The sequence below is a fragment of the Rhodanobacter sp. TND4EL1 genome (assembly GCF_054061035.1).
Genome location: NZ_JBSSDT010000003.1, coordinates 12,775 through 28,354 on the forward strand (window position 1 = coordinate 12,775; position 15,580 = coordinate 28,354).

The window sequence follows — 15,580 nt, forward strand, 5'->3', positions numbered from 1 at the left end:
GGATCGCATCGACCCGCCGGCCTTGTTGTTTCAGGTGATCAGTTGCGCGACTGCAGCTTCGACAGCAGGCGCAGCAGTTCCAGGTACAGCCAGACCAGGGTGACCACCAGCGCGAACGCGCCGTACCACTCCATGTACTTCGGCGCGCCGGACTGGGCGCCGGTTTCGATCAGGTCGAAATCGAGGATCAGGTTCATCGCGGCGATCACCACCACCACCGCGCTGAAGCCGATGCCCAGCATGCTGCTGCCGTTGATGAAACCCATCGAATGGCCGAAGAAGCCCATCGCGAAGTTGGCCAGGTACAGCAGCAGGATGCCGCCGGTAGCGGCGGCGACGCCGAGCTTGAACTTCTCGGTGGCGCGGATCAGGCCGCTGCGATAGGCCAGCAACATCGCCGCCATGGTGCCGAAGGTCAGCCCGACTGCCTGGATCACGATGCCGGGATAGCGCATTTCGAAGATCGCCGACAACGCGCCGATGAACAGGCCTTCGGCCACGGCGTAGAGCGGCGCGGTATACGGCGCCCACGTCTTCTTGAAGACCGTGACCAGGCCCAGCACCAGACCACCGATGCAGCCGCCAAGCACCAGCGGCATCATCGTCGGCAGGCTGTCCGGACCGCTGAAGCGGCTCCAGCTGACGAAGGCGCCCACCAGTACCAGCAGCAACAGCAAGCCGGTCTTGTTGACCGTGCCGTTGATCGTCATCGCATTCTCGCTGCGGGTGAATACCGCGCCGCTGGCCGCGTCGAGGAAGGTGTTCTTGTTGAGCGCCGGATTGCCGCTTTGCATGGTCTGCTCCCGTGAATTTGTCCCATCGTAGCCGGGCCGGTGGCGGTTTTGCAGCTACCTGCGCCAATTCGCCGTTGCGCCGGAACGGGGAAACTACGCGACAATGGTCGTTCGTTGAACGCTGCGGAGCCCCGATGAATCCTTCCACCCTGCGTATCGCCACCCGCAAGAGCGCGCTCGCGCTGTGGCAGGCCGAACACGTTGCTGCGCTGTTGCGCGCGACGCACCCAGGCCTGATCGTCGAGCTGGTGCCGATGAGCACGCGCGGTGACGAGATCCTCGACCAGCCGCTGGCCACTATCGGTGGCAAGGGCTTGTTCCTGAAGGAGCTGGAAGTGGCGATGCTGGAAGGCCGCGCAGACCTGGCCGTGCATTCGCTGAAGGATGTACCGGCGGAACTGGAACCGGGCTTCGTGTTGCCCGCGATCCTGCCGCGCGCCGATGCGGCGGATGCGTTTGTCAGCAATGACCACGACAATCTGGCCGCGCTGCCGCAAGGTGCGCGGGTGGGCACGTCATCGCTGCGGCGACAGGCGCAACTGCGTGCGCTGCGGCCGGATTTGCAGCTGCTGGACTTGCGCGGCAATGTCGGCACGCGGCTGGGCAAGCTCGATGCCGGCCATTACGACGCCATCGTGCTGGCCTGTGCCGGGCTGGAACGACTGGGCCTTGCCGCACGCATCCGCTCGCGGCTGGCCGCGCCGGACTGGTTGCCGGCGCCGGGTCAGGCGGCGATTGCGATCGAGGCGCGCGGCGATCAAGCCGGCGTTCTGGCGTTGCTGACCGCACTCGACGATGCCGACACCCGCCTCACCATCACCGCCGAGCGGGCGATGAACCACGCCCTGGGTGGCAGTTGCACGGTGCCGGTGGGCGCGTGGTGCATGCTCGGCGAACATGGGCTGCATTTGCGCGGGCTGGTGGGCGATGCGGCCAGCGGCCAGCTGCTGCATGCCGAGGCCAGCAGCTCCAGCGGGCAGGCCGAAGCGCTGGGTCGGAAAGTGGCCGAATCGCTGCTGGCGCAGGGTGCCGGGGCACTTCTCGGCTAGAGCGGGAACTGGGAACGGGGAACGGCGTGACGCTGCAAGGCCGCCGTTCCCCGTTCTCCCATCAGAAGCTGTAAACCAGATTCGTGGTGGTCAGCGTGTCGGTCTTCTTGGTGGCAGGCAGCACGTCGCTGTTGTGACGCACCTGGAAGCCCACCTTCAACGCCAGCTTCTTGGTCATGCTGACGGCGAGGCCCGCATCATTCTGCAGGTAGGTGTTCTTGGAGCCCGCTTCCATCAGGAAGGTGTCTTCGAACGACGTGTTGTCGGTGATCTTGAACTTGTAGTTGATCAATCCACGGCCGACCATTTCGCTCTGGGTCGGCTGCTGCTGATGCACCACCATGCCGTTTACCACCACATCGACATCGGCCGGACGGTAGCGCTTGTAACCAGGACCGATTTCGAACGACAGCTCGTTGCGGCCATCCTTCAGCGCAATATAGCCGTAGCCCAGCGAGACGATGCCCTGCCACAGGTTGGAGCCGAAGTCGTCGTGCTCGTAGCGCGCCGCGCCCACGATGTAGCTGCGCGGATCCAGCTTCAGGCCGACCGAGGCGCCGCCGTCATAACGGTTGGCGGTGGTGTTGAACTGCTTGAGCGTGTTGCCGTTGGTGTCGACCACGGTCTGCTGGCTCTTCGAACGCAGGCCATCAAGGAAGAAGTTGTTCTTCCACTGCTCGTTTTCCTGGCTGAGGCCGAGCTTGGCGTTGATGTTCTCCGAGCGCGAATTGCCGGTGGACGAGGCAAAACCGAATTCACCCGAACCGGTCCAGCCGCCGTTGTTGGTCGCCTGGGTGGTGTCCTGGGCTTGGGCGGCGAAACTCGCGAAGGCGGCCAACAGCAGGCCTGCGATCAGGGTCTTTTTCATCGGAACGGTCCATTTGTTAAAAGATGGTAAGGCCGCTACCTTAACGCGCCGGTTTGAACAGCCAATGAACGCTCCGCCGGTGTCTCGGGCAGCGATTCACCTCGCCATCGGAAACCCGCGCGCCAGGGCGCTTTCATAGACATGCTGTTCCAGCGTCTTGCCGAACAGCCAGCTGGGCACCGCCACCGCGGCAGCCAGCAGCCCTTCGCCGTAGCGATCGGTCAGCAGCAGGGCGGCGCAGGGCAACACATAGACGAAAATCGCGGCAAGCACCCGCCGGGGCGACAGGTGCTGCGTGTACATGTCGTGGTCATTGCCCTGGGCCACGCCCAGGGATTGCCAGCGCATGCCTTCCAGCAAACCCAGCAACAGGGCGAGTGCGAGCAACATCAGAATCCAGGGCGACGACCCGTGGCCGGGCTCCGGGCCGCCCTGCACCATGATGCACAGCCAGACCCACAGGCCGCCGCCATACCAGGCAGTGACCAGACGGCTGACTGGCAAGGTGGATGACATGCGCCGAAGATCGGGCGAAAGCTGATGGCGGAAGCGGTAGGCGCTATGCACCAGGCTGGCCAGGCTGCACAGCAGCAGCGCCACCCCGGCCAGTCGCATCTCCAGCACGTGCCCGTGCCCGTCGCCCAGCACCATCAGCAGCAGCACCGGTACAAAACACGCCAGCGCCATCCACGCCGCACGTTTCGGCCAGCGACGTTCGGCCGGCGGGCCACCGTACCATTCGGTGGTGGCCGAAAGACGCATCCCGCCCAGGGCGAGCCCGGCGCAGACCAGCGCCGTCCCCAGTATCAACGGCATCTGCATCGGGCCTCGGCCAATCCGGTTCATGCCCAGCGCCAGGCCTATGCCCAGCCAGATCCACAAGCCGTAACCACTGATGGCCAACACCCGCAACAGGATCTCGGCATAGCCGGGTCGCACTGCATCGGCAGGGACAAGCGTGGCCGCGTAACCAGGGGATGTCGGCGATTCGCGGCTGGGCGGCATGAGGCATCCGTTGCAGTTTTCGACAGTGCCTGCAGTGACTTGCGAGCAGCTCAGGCCGCCTCCATGCTACACAAGGCCCGCCATTGACGAAACGCCGACATCCCATGGATCGCTACGAACGCATATTGACCCTGCATCGGCTGCTGAAGTCGGCGCACTATCCGATCCCGTTGCCGCGCCTGCTGGATGAGCTGGAATGTTCGCGCGCCACGCTGTATCGCGACGTGGCCTTCCTGCGCGACGCGCTGCGTGCGCCGATCGAAAGCGCCGGCAACGACCAGGCCGCGTTTCGCTACGAGTTGGGCGAAGGGGAAAAATTCGAGTTGCCCGGCTTGTGGCTGACCTCCGACGAGCTGGCCGCGCTGCTGGCGCTGAATGAACTGATCGGACGCTCCGGGCCGGGCGTGCTGGCCGGCGCGCTGGCGCCGTTCAAGTCGCGCATCGAGGGCCTGCTGTCCAACCACGACAACGGCAAGGCGCTGCCGATCGAACGGATCCGGGTGATTCCCTGGGGCGAGCGCAAACTCGATCAGCAGGTGTTCCGTACCGTGGCCGGCGCGGTACTTCAGCGCAAGCAGCTGCGCTTCCGCTACCGCGCACGCACCACCAACGCCGACAGCCGGCGCACGGTGTCGCCGCAACGGCTGACGCATTACCGCGACAACTGGTATCTCGATGTGTGGGACCACGATCGCGAGGCACTGCGCAGCTTCGCGGTCGATCGCATCGTCGAGGCGCAGACGCTGGACACCGCGGCGATCGACGTCACCGATACCGACCTCAACGATCTGCTCGCCTCCAGCTACGGCATCTTCGCCGGCAAACCGAAAGCCTGGGCCACGATCCGCTTTTCCTCGCACGCCGCCCGCTGGGTCGCGGACGAACACTGGCATTCGCAGCAGAAGGGCGAGTGGCTGTCCGATGGCCGCTACGAACTGAAGCTGCCGTACTCCAATTCCAAGGAGCTGCTGATGGACGTGCTCAAGTACGGCCCGGACGCGGAAGTGGTGGCGCCGATGTCGCTGCGCGAAGAGATGAAGATCCTGCTGCAGCTGGCATTGGGCGGATACGCCCAATAAAAGATGTAGCAGCCACTTCTCGGCGACGCTCACTTGTCCCGAATGCACGAAGCGGCGAACCCGCACGGCACGATCGCCTCCTCTCCCCTGTGGGTAGAGGATTGTGACCAAGGGAAATCCCCTTGCGGGAAGGTGAGGGGCCGGTGTACGGCGTAGCTTGTTCAAAGCCCACTTCGATGCAGCTTCCACTCGGCGTGTCCCCTCTCCCCCGCGGGGAGAGGGAGCAAAGGCAAAGAGCGCGCTGCCTTATGGAGCGGGATGAAACGGCCAGAACAAGGGGATCAGCCACATCGACAGCGCGCAGAAGATCGCGATCAGCGGTATGCCGACTTTCATGAAGTCGGTGAAACGGTAACCGCCGGCGTAATAGACCATGGTGTTGGTCGGATAACCGACCGGGGTGGCAAACGACGTCGCGGCAGCGAACGCCACCGCGACCACGAACGGTCGCGGATCCACATGCATCGCGTGCGCCACCGACACGGCAATGCCGACCATCAACACCACCGAGGGGTTGTGTCCCATCAGCTCGGTGAGCAGGGCGGTCAGCAGGTAGACCATCAGCAAGGCGGCCAACGGCCCGTGCTCGCCCACCACGCCCAGGCCCATGTGCACCAGTGACTGGGACAGGCCACTGTGTTCGATCGCGATGCCCAGCGGCAGGATCGCACCGAGCAGCACGATGATCTTCCAGTCGATGCCTTCGTAGACGTCCTTGCGGCCGAAGCAGCCGGTCAGCGCCATCGCGATCGCGCCACAGATCGCGGCGATCGGAATCGGCAGCCAGCGCAGGCCCGAGGTGACCACCACGGCCGCCATGATGGCGGCGGCGTAGAACGCCTTGCGCGGGGTGCGATGGGCTTCCTCGCGCTCGCTCAGCACGATGAAGGCCTCGTCGTTGCGCAGGTTGGACAAGGCTTCGTCGTCGACCAGCACCAGCAGCACGTCACCGACCGCCAGGCTGACGTCGCTGAGCTTGTCGCGCAACAGCTGGCCGCGGCGATGAATGGCCAGCGCGACCGCGTCGTAGCGCCACTTCAGGCTGGTTTCGTCGAGGCGACGGCTTTCCATCGGGCTGGCCGGCGCCACCATCAGCTCCACCATCACCCGCGAGCGTTCGTCACTCCTGGCGTAACGCTGCTCCGGCGCATTGCGCAGTCCGGCGCGACGCTGGAAGTCCTCGATTTTCTCCCAGTCGCCACGCACCAGCAGCACGTCGCCCACGGCAATTTCCTGGCTGCGTGGCGACCACATGCGCTTCTCGCCACGCAACAGCTCCAGGGGGTACACGCCGTAACGTTCGCCCAGCTTCGCATCGGCGATGCTGCCGCCCAGCAGGGACGATTGCTCGGTGACTTCGAGCTCGGTGACGTACTTGCCGATATCCTCCTGCACCGGCATCTGGGTGTCGATCTCGCGCGGCAGCAGCCAGCGCCCGACCAGCATCAGGTAGACGATGCCGACCACCGCGAGGATCACGCCCATGCGGGTGAACTCGAACACGCCGATCGCGTCCATGCCGTGCTTTTGCGCCAGCGTGTCGGCCAGCAGGTTGGACGAGGTGCCGATCAGCGTGCACACCCCGCCCATCTGCGCGGCGTACGCCATCGGCATCAGCACGCGTCCAGGCGACGTGTGCGTGCGTTGGCACACGCGCAGCGCCAGCGGCAGGAAGGTGGCGACCAGGGCGATGTTCTTGACGAAAGCACCCAGCGGGGCAATGGCCAGCATCAATGCCAGGGTCAGCACCCACGGACGCTTGATCCGCATCAGCCAGCGGCTCAAGGGATCCAGTGCGCCGGAGCGTTCGATACCCAGGCTGAGCGCGAACATCGCCGCCACGGTGACCGTCGCTTCATTGCTGAAGCCGCTGAGCGCCTCCACCGGGTTGATGATGCCGAGCACCACCAGGGTGGCCAGCACCAGCAGCGCGACCAGGTCGATACGCAACTTTTCGCTGGCGAACAGCGCCATCGCCAGCATGATCACCGCAACCGTCGCCCACGCCTGCCAACTCATGCAACCAGCCCTTCCGCGCTCACACGGGATGGCTGGCAAGTCGTGGCGGCTGGGAGAAGAGTCATGCGTGATTCCGGGGTTGGGTGCCGCACGATGGGTGGCGCGACGACCTTCATATTAACCAGCCAGCGCCCGGATCGCTTGTCGCGCGCGGCGTGACTGCGGCAATGCCCCGGTTTCGTGATTGAATGCCGTCCATGAAAGCCGTTGAAGCTGCCGCCGCCACCGACCAGCCGCCCGTGCCGGCCACCCGACGCAAACCCACCGTGGCGCTGGCCCTGGGTGCCGGGGGTGCCAAGGGGCTGGCGCACATCGGCGTGATCGAGGAACTGGAAGCCCAGGGCTACGACATCGTGGCGATCGCCGGTACCTCGATGGGCGCGCTGATCGGCGGCATTCATGCCAGCGGCAAGCTGGAGGTTTACCGCGAGTGGGTCTGCGCACTGGCCAAGCTGGATGTGCTCCGGCTGGTCGACTGGACATTCACCGGCGGCGGATTGATCAAGGGCGAGAAAATCATCGAGACCATGCGCGCGCTGATCGGCGACGTGCAGATCGAAGAACTGGCGATCGCCTTCACTGCGGTGGCCACCGACATCGAGCGCGGGCGCGAGGTGTGGCTCAGTCGAGGCTGCCTGTTCGACGCGATCCGTGCATCGATCGCGATTCCGACGGTGTTCCGCCCGCACCTGATCAACGGCCGCCGGCTGGTCGATGGTGCCCTGCTCAACCCGGTACCGGTCACGCCGCTGATCCGCGAAAACGCGGACTACACCATCGCGGTCAGCGTGGATGGTCCGGCGATGAGCAGCACACCGCCCGAGCCGCCGATCCACGACGAGAGCGCGCAGACCGGCTACCGCCAGCGCATCGGCGACTTCATCGGGCGGATGATTCCGCATGGCGAGAACCATCCGCGCGAGCCGGGAACACTGGACCTGCTGGCCCAGTCGATGGACCTGATGCAGGCGAATCTGTCGCGCCTGCGGCTGGCCGCGTACGAACCGGACCTGCTGATCGAATTGCCGCGCAACATCGCCAGCGCCTATGAGTTCTATCGTGCGCGCGAGCTGATCGAATTGGGCCGGCAACAGGCGCGCACCACGCTGGCCAGCTGGCCGCGGGCCGGCACGCCCCAACGCGAGCCCTGAACAGCGACGCCTCAGCGCGGTCCGTGCGAGTGCAGCCAGTTTTCCAGATAGGCCTTCAACGCCACCGCGTTGTTGTGTTCCTCGTCGCGCGCACCGTAGAGCAGCGTGAGCTTGTGCCGCGTGGCGTGCTGCGCCAGCGGTCGCCAGTGTTCGGCTAGCTGGTCCAGTTCGCCGGCATAGCGATGGCGAAAACCGTCCCACAACGACGGATCATGCGCGAACCACTGACGCAAGGCGGTCGATGGCGCCAGTTCCTTCGCCCACAGGTCCAGCGGCACGGCGTCCTTTTTCAGCCCGCGCGGCCATAGACGATCAATCAACACGCGATACCCGTCGGCGCTCGCGGCAGGTTCGTAGACGCGTTTGACGGCAATGCTCATGGTGGTCTCCCGATGCTCCGGATCAGCCGAGGACACCGCCCAGCATACGAGCATCGAGATCGAACGGGTTGACCCGGATCAGAGTTCCTCGACCCGGGTGACCTTGCCGCGGCGCATCAGCCACGCCACGCCGCGCAAGTCGGCCAGGCCCACCCACAGCCGGTCCAGCATGCCGTACTTGGACACGCCGGCGGTACGTGGACGATGGCCGACCGGCACGCTCTGGCTGGCAAAGCCGGCGCGCTTGACCAGCGCCGGCAGGTAGCGGTGCATGTGGTCGAAGTACGGCAGGCGCAGGAACACCTCGCGCTCGAACAGCTTCAATCCGCAGCCGGTGTCCGGGGTGGCGTCGCGCAGCATGCGCGAGCGCACCGCGTTGGCGATCTTCGAGGAGATCCGCTTGTTGAAGCTGTCGCGACGCGTGGTGCGCCAGCCGGCCAGCAGGCGCACATCCGCCGCCGCCGTGTCACGCGCGGCAAGCAGCTTGGGGATATCCGCCGGGTCGTTCTGGCCGTCGCCGTCCAGCGTGGCGATCCACGGCGATTTTGCGGCGCGCACGCCGTTCCACACCGCCGTGCTCTGGCCGCTGCGCGTCACGTGATGCAACACGCGCAGTTCCGGATGCAGCGTCTTCTGCGCAGCCAGCACGGCACGGCTGTCATCGCTGGAGTCGTCGTCGATGTAGATCACTTCGTAATCGACCTGGCCGCGCAGGGCGCTGGCGATTTCGGCCAGCAGCGGCGGAATGTTGTCACGCTCGTTGAAGACGGGGACGACGACGGAGAGTTGCGGCATGGGGTTGGCCTTTCGCAGAAACAGATGCTGGACTCGGCGCAGCAGGAGCGCAGTTTAGCAATACCCGCCCTTCAACGATCCCCAGGGCAGGTCGTGCCCATCCGCAAGGACGGCTGGGGATGAGCAAGGAAAGAGAGAAAGGTCCCCGGGCGCGGCACGCCCAAGCGCCCGCTTCGCGCTTCCGTTTGTGCCCTCAGCGGATCTTGCCGAGGATGCCGTCGAGCTCGTCGTTGCTGTGGTAGTGGATCACCAATTTGCCACGACCGCCGCGGCCCTGGGCCAGCTCGACACGGGTGGCGAAGCGCTCGCCCAGCTCGCGTTCGAGCGCGCCGATGTTCGGATCCTGTACGGGCGCGTGCTTGGCCTTGCCCTTGGGTGCGGTCTGCGCGCGGCGCGCCGCTTCTTCCAGCTCGCGCACCGACCAGCCCAAAGTGACAGCCTGTCGCGCCAGCGGCACGGCGATCGCTTCGTCGAGCGTGAGCAGGCAGCGGGCATGGCCCATTTCCAGCTTGCCGTCGTCCAGCAGCTTCTTGATCGATTCGGGCATCTCGGTCAGCCGCAGCATGTTCGACACGGAAGCGCGCGAACGGCCGACGGCGTCCGCCGCCTGCTGATGGGTGAGGTCGAAATCGTCGATCAGGCGCTTCAGCGCGTCGGCTTCTTCCAGCGGGGTGAGATCCTGGCGCTGGATGTTCTCGATCAGCGCCATCGCCGGCACGGCCTCTTCGGAGACCTGCTTGATCAGCGCGGGGATCTCGCTCATCTGGGCGCGCTGCGCCGCCCGCCAGCGACGTTCGCCGGCGATCAGCTCGTAGCTGTTCTTGCCCAGCTCGCGCACCACCACCGGCTGGATCAGGCCCTGCGCCTTGATCGAGGCGGCCAGCTCGTCCAGCGCCTCGTCGTTCCAGTGCCGCCGTGGCTGGTACTTGCCCGGCTGGATCTGCTGGATCGGCAGCGAGCGCAATTCGCCCTCCTGTTTCAGCATGGACGGCGTGGTATCGCCGTCGCCACCGAGCAGGGCGTCAAGCCCGCGTCCCAATCCACGTTTCTTCGCAGCAGCCATGCGTTATTCCTGATGATTGGCGGCCGGCGCCTTGAGCGTCGGCCCACTGCCGTCGTGTGCCGGTGCCGGTGCCGGTGAATGTGTCGGTGTCGGGGCGGGTGCCGGCGTCGGTACGGGCGCCGGCACTTCGAGGTCCTCGACCGCTCCGGCCGCCGGGCTGCGCGACAAACCGCGCTCGCGGCGGATCACTTCGCCGGCCAGGCCGATATAGGCGATCGCGCCACGCGAACTGCGATCGTACAGATGGATCGGCAAGCCATGGCTCGGCGCTTCCGCCAGGCGCACATTGCGCGGAATGATCGAGCGCAGCACCTTGTCGCCGAAATGCTGGGTGAGCTGGGCCGACACTTCGTTGCCGAGGTTGTTGCGCACGTCGTACATGGTGCGCAACAGGCCTTCGATCTCGAGCTTCGGATTGAGCCGGTGGCGCACTGCCTTGACCGTCTCCAGCAGGCTGGACAACCCTTCCAGCGCGAAGTACTCGCATTGCACCGGAATCAGCACGCCGTCGGCCGCGGTCAGCGCGTTGAGGGTAAGCAGGTTCAGCGACGGCGGGCAGTCGATCAGAATGGTGTGGTACTTGTCAGCCACCGTCGCCAGCAGCTCCTTCAGCCGGTGCTCGCGCGCCAGCGCGTCCATCAGCTTCAGCTCGGCGGCGGTGAGGTCGCCATTGCCGGGCAGCAGGTCGTAATGCGCCACGGTGGGCACGATCGCCGCGCCCAGCGTCACTTCCTCCAGCAGCACCTCGCAACCGCTGGCCTGGATGTCGCGCTTGTTCACGCCCGACGCCATGGTGGCGTTGCCCTGCGGATCGAGGTCGATCAGCAATACCTTGCGCTTCGCCGCGGCGAGCGCAGCGGCGAGATTGACGGCAGTAGTGGTCTTGCCGACGCCGCCCTTCTGGTTGGCGACAGCGATGATGCGGGCCATGGATGGATAGCTACCCTTCGCGAAGGACGGCTAGATTAGCATTGCCGCCGGGCCGTGCCTGCCGGCGGGGCGAGCTCAGGCACCGATCCGCTTGGCGCTGTCGGCGTCGAACAGGTGCACCCGGTCGGCCTCCAGACTCAGTGCCACGCGGCTGCCCGGTTCGGGCAGGGTGCGCGGCGACACCCGCGAGACCAGTGCCTCGCCGCCGTAGCGCAGATTCAGGAAGACCTCGTTGCCGACCGGCTCCAGCACCTCCAGCTGAGCCGTGAACGCCGGCGTGCCGCCTTGCTGTGGCTGCAGGTCTTCCGGACGGATGCCCAGCACCACCGCGCGGTCGCGCCAGGGCTGCCATGCGGCGGCCTGGGTGGGCTCGCCCAGGGGAATCTCGCCGTGCGCGGTCACCAGCGCCCAGCCGCCATCGCGCTTCAACGTGCCATGCAGCTGGTTCATCGCCGGACTGCCGACAAAGCCGGCCACGAACAGATTCGCCGGCTTGTCGTACAGGTTCATCGGCGTGTCGATCTGCTGGATCACGCCGCCATCGAGCACCACGATGCGTTGGCCCAGGGTCATCGCCTCGATCTGGTCATGCGTGACGTAGACCATGGTGGCCTTGAGCTGGCGATGCAGCCGCGCGATCTCCACCCGCATCGACAGCCGCAGCTTCGCATCCAGGTTGGACAGCGGCTCGTCGAGCAGGAACACCTTCGGATCACGCACCAACGCCCGCCCCAGCGCCACGCGCTGGCGCTGGCCGCCCGACAAAGCCGCCGGACGCGAGCCCAGCCGGCTTTCCAGCTCGAGGGTCGTTGCCGCCGCGGCCACCCGTCGGTCGATCTCCGCCTGCGGGTGGCCGCGCAGCTTCAGGCCGAAACCCAGGTTTTCGGCCACCGTCATGTGCGGATAAAGCGCGTAGTTCTGGAACACCATGGCGATGTCCCGGTCTTTGGGCGCCAGTTCGTTGACCACGCGACCGTCGATCGAGAGCGTGCCCGCGCTGATGGTTTCCAGGCCGGCGATCATCCTCAGCAAGGTGGTCTTGCCGCAGCCGGAGGGCCCCACCAGCACCAGCAACTCTCCATCGGCGATCTCGACGCTGGCGCCTGCCACACCGACGTGACCGTTGGGATAGACCTTGCGCAACTGATCCAGGCGTACGACCGCCATGGGCATCTCCGGTGGGGCGGCCGTGACGGCCCGAAATCGTCTACCGCGTTGGCCACAGCATGCACTGCCCTGCACAGCGGCGAAACATTCGGCTACTCTGCCCATGTAAACGTTTACATCAAGCATTTTGGCTGCAGGAGCCCCGATGACGCGCGCCCGCTTCCGCTTCCCCGACGACTTCCACTGGGGTGCCGCCACCTCGGCTTACCAGATCGAGGGTTCGCCGCTGGCCGATGGCGCCGGCCCCAGCATCTGGCAGCGCTTTGCCCATACGCCGGGAATGATGGCCAACGGCGACACCGGTGACGTCGCCTGCGACCACTACCACCGCTACAAGGGCGACGTGCAGTTGATGAAGGCGCTGGGCCTGCAGGGTTACCGCTTCAGCATCAACTGGGCACGGGTGCTGCCCGAGGGCACCGGCCGGGTCAATCCGAAAGGGCTGGATTTCTACTCGCGACTGGTCGACGAACTGCTCGAAAACGGCATCGCACCGAACGCCACGCTGTTCCACTGGGACCTGCCCGCGGCGCTGGACGACCGCGGCGGCTGGCTCAATCGCGACATCGCGCACTGGTTTGCCGAGTACGCCGAGGTGATGTTCAAGGCGCTGGACGACCGCGTGCCGCGCTGGGCCACCCTCAACGAACCCTGGGTGGTCACCGACGGCGGCTACCTGCATGGGGCGCTAGCGCCAGGCCATCGCAGCAAGTACGAAGCGCCGATTGCCGCGCACAACCTGATGCGCGCCAGCGGCGCCGGGGTGCAGGCGTATCGCGCGCATGGCAAACACCAGATCGGCGTGGTGTTCAACTTCGAGCCGAAGTACCCGCACTCCGACAGCGCCGAAGACGCGGCGGCCACCCGCCGTGCGCATGCCTACATGAACCAGCAGTTCGCCGATCCGGCGCTGCTGGGCAGCTATCCGGCCGAGCTGAAGGAGATCTTCGGCGATGCCTGGCCCGATTTCCCGGCAGACGATTTCAAGCTGACCCGGCAAAAGGTCGATTTCGTCGGCATCAACTACTACACCCGCGCCGTGGTGAAGCATGACGCCGGCGCCTATCCGTTGAAGGCGGTGTCGGTGCGCCAGCCGAACAGGACTTATACCGAAACCGGCTGGGAAGTGTTCGAGCAGGGCCTCACCGACACGCTGACCTGGTTCAAGCAGCGCTACGGCGACATACCGCTGTACATCACCGAAAACGGCTCGGCCTTCTACGACCCGCCGGTGGCCGAGAACGGTGAACTCGACGACCCGCTGCGCACCAGTTACCTGCGCAAGCACTTGAAGGCGCTGCACAAGGCGATCGAGGTCGGAGTGAACCTGAAGGGTTATTACGCGTGGTCGCTGATGGACAACCTGGAGTGGTCGCTGGGCTTCTCCAAGCGTTTCGGCCTGTACCACGTCGACTTCGCCACCCAGCAGCGCACGCCGAAAGCCACCGCGAAGCTTTATGCGCAGGTGATCGAGAGCAACGGCGCCGTGCTGGACGAATAAACGACGATCAGCTCCCCGACCGTTCGGGCTGAGCGTAGCGCCGAAGGCGTGAAGTCGAAGGCTCGCGCCGCACCCTTCGACTTCGTCGCTGCGCGACTACGCTCAGGGAGAACGGTGTGGCATTCATCGTGATCGTGGGGAACCCGCCGACTCAGACGCGTCCCAGCACCAACAGGTGCCGCTCGGCCGGCAGCCCCGGCACCGTCAGTTCGTGCGTGCTGCGCACGGCAAAGCCCGGCGGAATCCCCGGCAGCTCATCGTCCGGCCGCTTGCCCTTCATCGCCAGCCAGATGCCGTCCGGCGCCAGCAGGTGACCGCCCCAGCCGAGCATGTCGGCCATGCTGGCGAAGGCGCGGGCGGTGATGCAGTCGAACTGCCCTTCGACGTCTTCCACCCGCGACTGCTCGGCGCGCACGCCTTCCAGCTTGAGCGAGCGGATCGCCTCGCGCAGAAAGCGCACCTTCTTGCCGTTGGAATCGACCAGCAGGATCTGCCGACCCGGCGCCGCGATCGCCAGCACGATGCCGGGCAGGCCCGGGCCGGTGCCCAGATCGGCCAGGGTCTGGCCCTGCACGTACGGCAGGATGGCCAGCGAATCGAGCAGATGGCGGGTGATCATCTCGGCCGGATCACGCACGGCGGTGAGGTTGTACGCGCCGTTCCAGCGCTGCAGCAGCGCCTGATAGTCGAGCAATCGGGACACCGCGTCGGCGGGCAACTCCAGACCCAGCGCGGTGATGCCTTGTTCGAGTCGTGTCTGCAGGGCATCGCGGCTGGTCATCGGTTCACTCGGGTGACGTGGGGCCACAAAGTATCGGCGGCAGACGCCCGGCTTGCCAGCCCTGCCAAAAAAAGAAAACCCGCCGAAGCGGGTTCAATAGCAGCAAATCCCCTTCGGCGCCGGCGTTCTGGGACGCCCTGGCGCAATCCTGCCAAATCAGGCGGCGTCCAGCTCCACCCGGGTCACCATCATGCCGCGCTCGCGCAAGGCACTGTTCAAGGATTGCTTGACCCGTGCGCCGAGATCGCGGCGATCCACACCCTCGGCGACCGGTTGGTCGCGCAGCGCTTCGCGCGCGCCGCGGCGAATCAATTGATCGACCTGCTCGAATACGGCATCGGCCCGTTCCGGTTCCAGCACCTGCCAGTAGACGGTGCCGCGCAGTTCGCCGGCGTCTTCCTGCGGCGCCTCCAGGCGCAGCGTCTGCCCGGCCAGGTTGATCTTGTGCGCAACCCGGTCCAGCAACGGCAACACCAGATGCGGCCCGGCCTGCAGCACTCGCACCAGCTTCCCATGGCGATACAGGCTGTAGACCTGACCCGCCGGCACATGCCGCACCGCGCTGGCGATCAGCACGGCCGGAACAACGAGCAAAAGGGTCAGGAGAGTCATCATGGTGATAAAAAACAGCAGGTTGCCTGTGATTTGTTGATTAACTGCGATAACTTCAGGATACAGTGGCCTGAGCCCACAAAGATTAACCTTCATTTAACGGCGGAACTGAAAATTTAACAAGTGGCGCTTTGGCGCGCGGATGTGCCGTGTATCGCAAAAGCAGCATCGTCGGGTCATGCCATGCCCAAACCGTGCCACGTTTCGGCATGCTGCAGCGCCACAAGGGATTTTCCCCGTGGACTGCTGCCGCAAGGGCGAATCGCCGGCGCCACCTCGGCGGCGGTTGGCAGAACCGGATGCCGCGCAGCGAGTACCCGTTTACAAACGCTTTACAATCGGCCATGAAAACGTTTACGTTGGCCCCGCATCGCGGTTTTCCGATG

General features: G+C 65.6%; 15 protein-coding genes. 4 read left to right on the top strand and 11 right to left on the bottom strand.

Annotated elements, in window-relative coordinates:
* Window positions 1-38: 38 nt before the first annotated feature.
* Window positions 39-794: a Bax inhibitor-1/YccA family protein gene (locus tag ACVWWQ_RS11890; protein WP_099653313.1), complete on the bottom strand. Its 756-nt coding sequence runs from the start codon at window positions 792-794 to the stop codon at window positions 39-41.
* 134 nt (window positions 795-928) lie between these two features.
* Between ACVWWQ_RS11890 and hemC the strand changes: the two genes are divergently transcribed.
* Entirely contained in the window at window positions 929-1,843 is a 915-nt protein-coding gene (gene hemC, locus ACVWWQ_RS11895) for a hydroxymethylbilane synthase (RefSeq protein ID WP_099653312.1), read from the top strand.
* Between the two features lie 61 nt (window positions 1,844-1,904).
* Here hemC and ACVWWQ_RS11900 read toward each other — a convergent pair whose 3' ends face one another.
* Complete coding sequence (locus tag ACVWWQ_RS11900; RefSeq protein WP_099653311.1) at window positions 1,905-2,711, bottom strand: DUF481 domain-containing protein; 807 nt, start codon at window positions 2,709-2,711, stop codon at window positions 1,905-1,907.
* Between the two features lie 96 nt (window positions 2,712-2,807).
* Window positions 2,808-3,716: a hypothetical protein gene (locus tag ACVWWQ_RS11905; protein ID WP_199107369.1), complete on the bottom strand. Its 909-nt coding sequence runs from the start codon at window positions 3,714-3,716 to the stop codon at window positions 2,808-2,810.
* A 104-nt stretch (window positions 3,717-3,820) separates the two neighbouring features.
* On the opposite strand from ACVWWQ_RS11905, the gene ACVWWQ_RS11910 reads away from it, so the two are divergent.
* Complete coding sequence (locus ACVWWQ_RS11910; RefSeq protein ID WP_099653310.1) at window positions 3,821-4,795, top strand: helix-turn-helix transcriptional regulator; 975 nt, start codon at window positions 3,821-3,823, stop codon at window positions 4,793-4,795.
* A 246-nt stretch (window positions 4,796-5,041) separates the two neighbouring features.
* Here the strand turns inward: ACVWWQ_RS11910 and ACVWWQ_RS11915 are convergent, their stop codons facing one another.
* On the bottom strand, window positions 5,042-6,814 hold the full coding sequence (locus ACVWWQ_RS11915) for an SLC13 family permease (protein ID WP_133949192.1): 1,773 nt from the start codon (window positions 6,812-6,814) through the stop codon (window positions 5,042-5,044).
* 197 nt (window positions 6,815-7,011) lie between these two features.
* On the opposite strand from ACVWWQ_RS11915, the gene ACVWWQ_RS11920 reads away from it, so the two are divergent.
* On the top strand, window positions 7,012-7,965 hold the full coding sequence (locus tag ACVWWQ_RS11920; protein WP_133949190.1) for a patatin-like phospholipase family protein: 954 nt from the start codon (window positions 7,012-7,014) through the stop codon (window positions 7,963-7,965).
* Window positions 7,966-7,976: 11 nt separating this feature from the next.
* Here the strand turns inward: ACVWWQ_RS11920 and ACVWWQ_RS11925 are convergent, their stop codons facing one another.
* The 5 genes from ACVWWQ_RS11925 to ACVWWQ_RS11945 all read right to left on the bottom strand — a co-directional run bounded on the left by ACVWWQ_RS11925 (window position 7,977) and on the right by ACVWWQ_RS11945 (window position 12,300).
* Entirely contained in the window at window positions 7,977-8,345 is a 369-nt protein-coding gene (locus tag ACVWWQ_RS11925; RefSeq protein WP_133949188.1) for a DUF488 domain-containing protein, read from the bottom strand.
* Window positions 8,346-8,423: 78 nt separating this feature from the next.
* Window positions 8,424-9,140 (bottom strand): glycosyltransferase, encoded by a 717-nt coding sequence (locus ACVWWQ_RS11930; protein WP_099653306.1) that lies wholly within the window; start codon window positions 9,138-9,140, stop codon window positions 8,424-8,426.
* Window positions 9,141-9,333: 193 nt separating this feature from the next.
* On the bottom strand, window positions 9,334-10,203 hold the full coding sequence (locus ACVWWQ_RS11935; RefSeq protein WP_199107367.1) for a ParB/RepB/Spo0J family partition protein: 870 nt from the start codon (window positions 10,201-10,203) through the stop codon (window positions 9,334-9,336).
* Window positions 10,204-10,206: 3 nt separating this feature from the next.
* Entirely contained in the window at window positions 10,207-11,133 is a 927-nt protein-coding gene (locus ACVWWQ_RS11940) for a ParA family protein (RefSeq protein WP_133949186.1), read from the bottom strand.
* Window positions 11,134-11,208: 75 nt separating this feature from the next.
* Entirely contained in the window at window positions 11,209-12,300 is a 1,092-nt protein-coding gene (locus ACVWWQ_RS11945) for a sn-glycerol-3-phosphate ABC transporter ATP-binding protein UgpC (RefSeq protein ID WP_133949184.1), read from the bottom strand.
* A 145-nt stretch (window positions 12,301-12,445) separates the two neighbouring features.
* Between ACVWWQ_RS11945 and ACVWWQ_RS11950 the strand changes: the two genes are divergently transcribed.
* Window positions 12,446-13,801: a GH1 family beta-glucosidase gene (locus ACVWWQ_RS11950; protein WP_133949182.1), complete on the top strand. Its 1,356-nt coding sequence runs from the start codon at window positions 12,446-12,448 to the stop codon at window positions 13,799-13,801.
* Window positions 13,802-13,952: 151 nt separating this feature from the next.
* On the opposite strand, the gene rsmG is transcribed toward ACVWWQ_RS11950, so the two are convergent.
* Together rsmG and ACVWWQ_RS11960 are read right to left on the bottom strand one after the other, a co-directional pair.
* A complete protein-coding gene (gene rsmG, locus ACVWWQ_RS11955; protein WP_133949180.1) occupies window positions 13,953-14,582 on the bottom strand; it encodes a 16S rRNA (guanine(527)-N(7))-methyltransferase RsmG in 630 nt (209 codons plus the stop codon).
* 156 nt (window positions 14,583-14,738) lie between these two features.
* Window positions 14,739-15,197 (bottom strand): SPFH domain-containing protein, encoded by a 459-nt coding sequence (locus ACVWWQ_RS11960; protein WP_133949178.1) that lies wholly within the window; start codon window positions 15,195-15,197, stop codon window positions 14,739-14,741.
* Window positions 15,198-15,580: the final 383 nt, after the last annotated feature.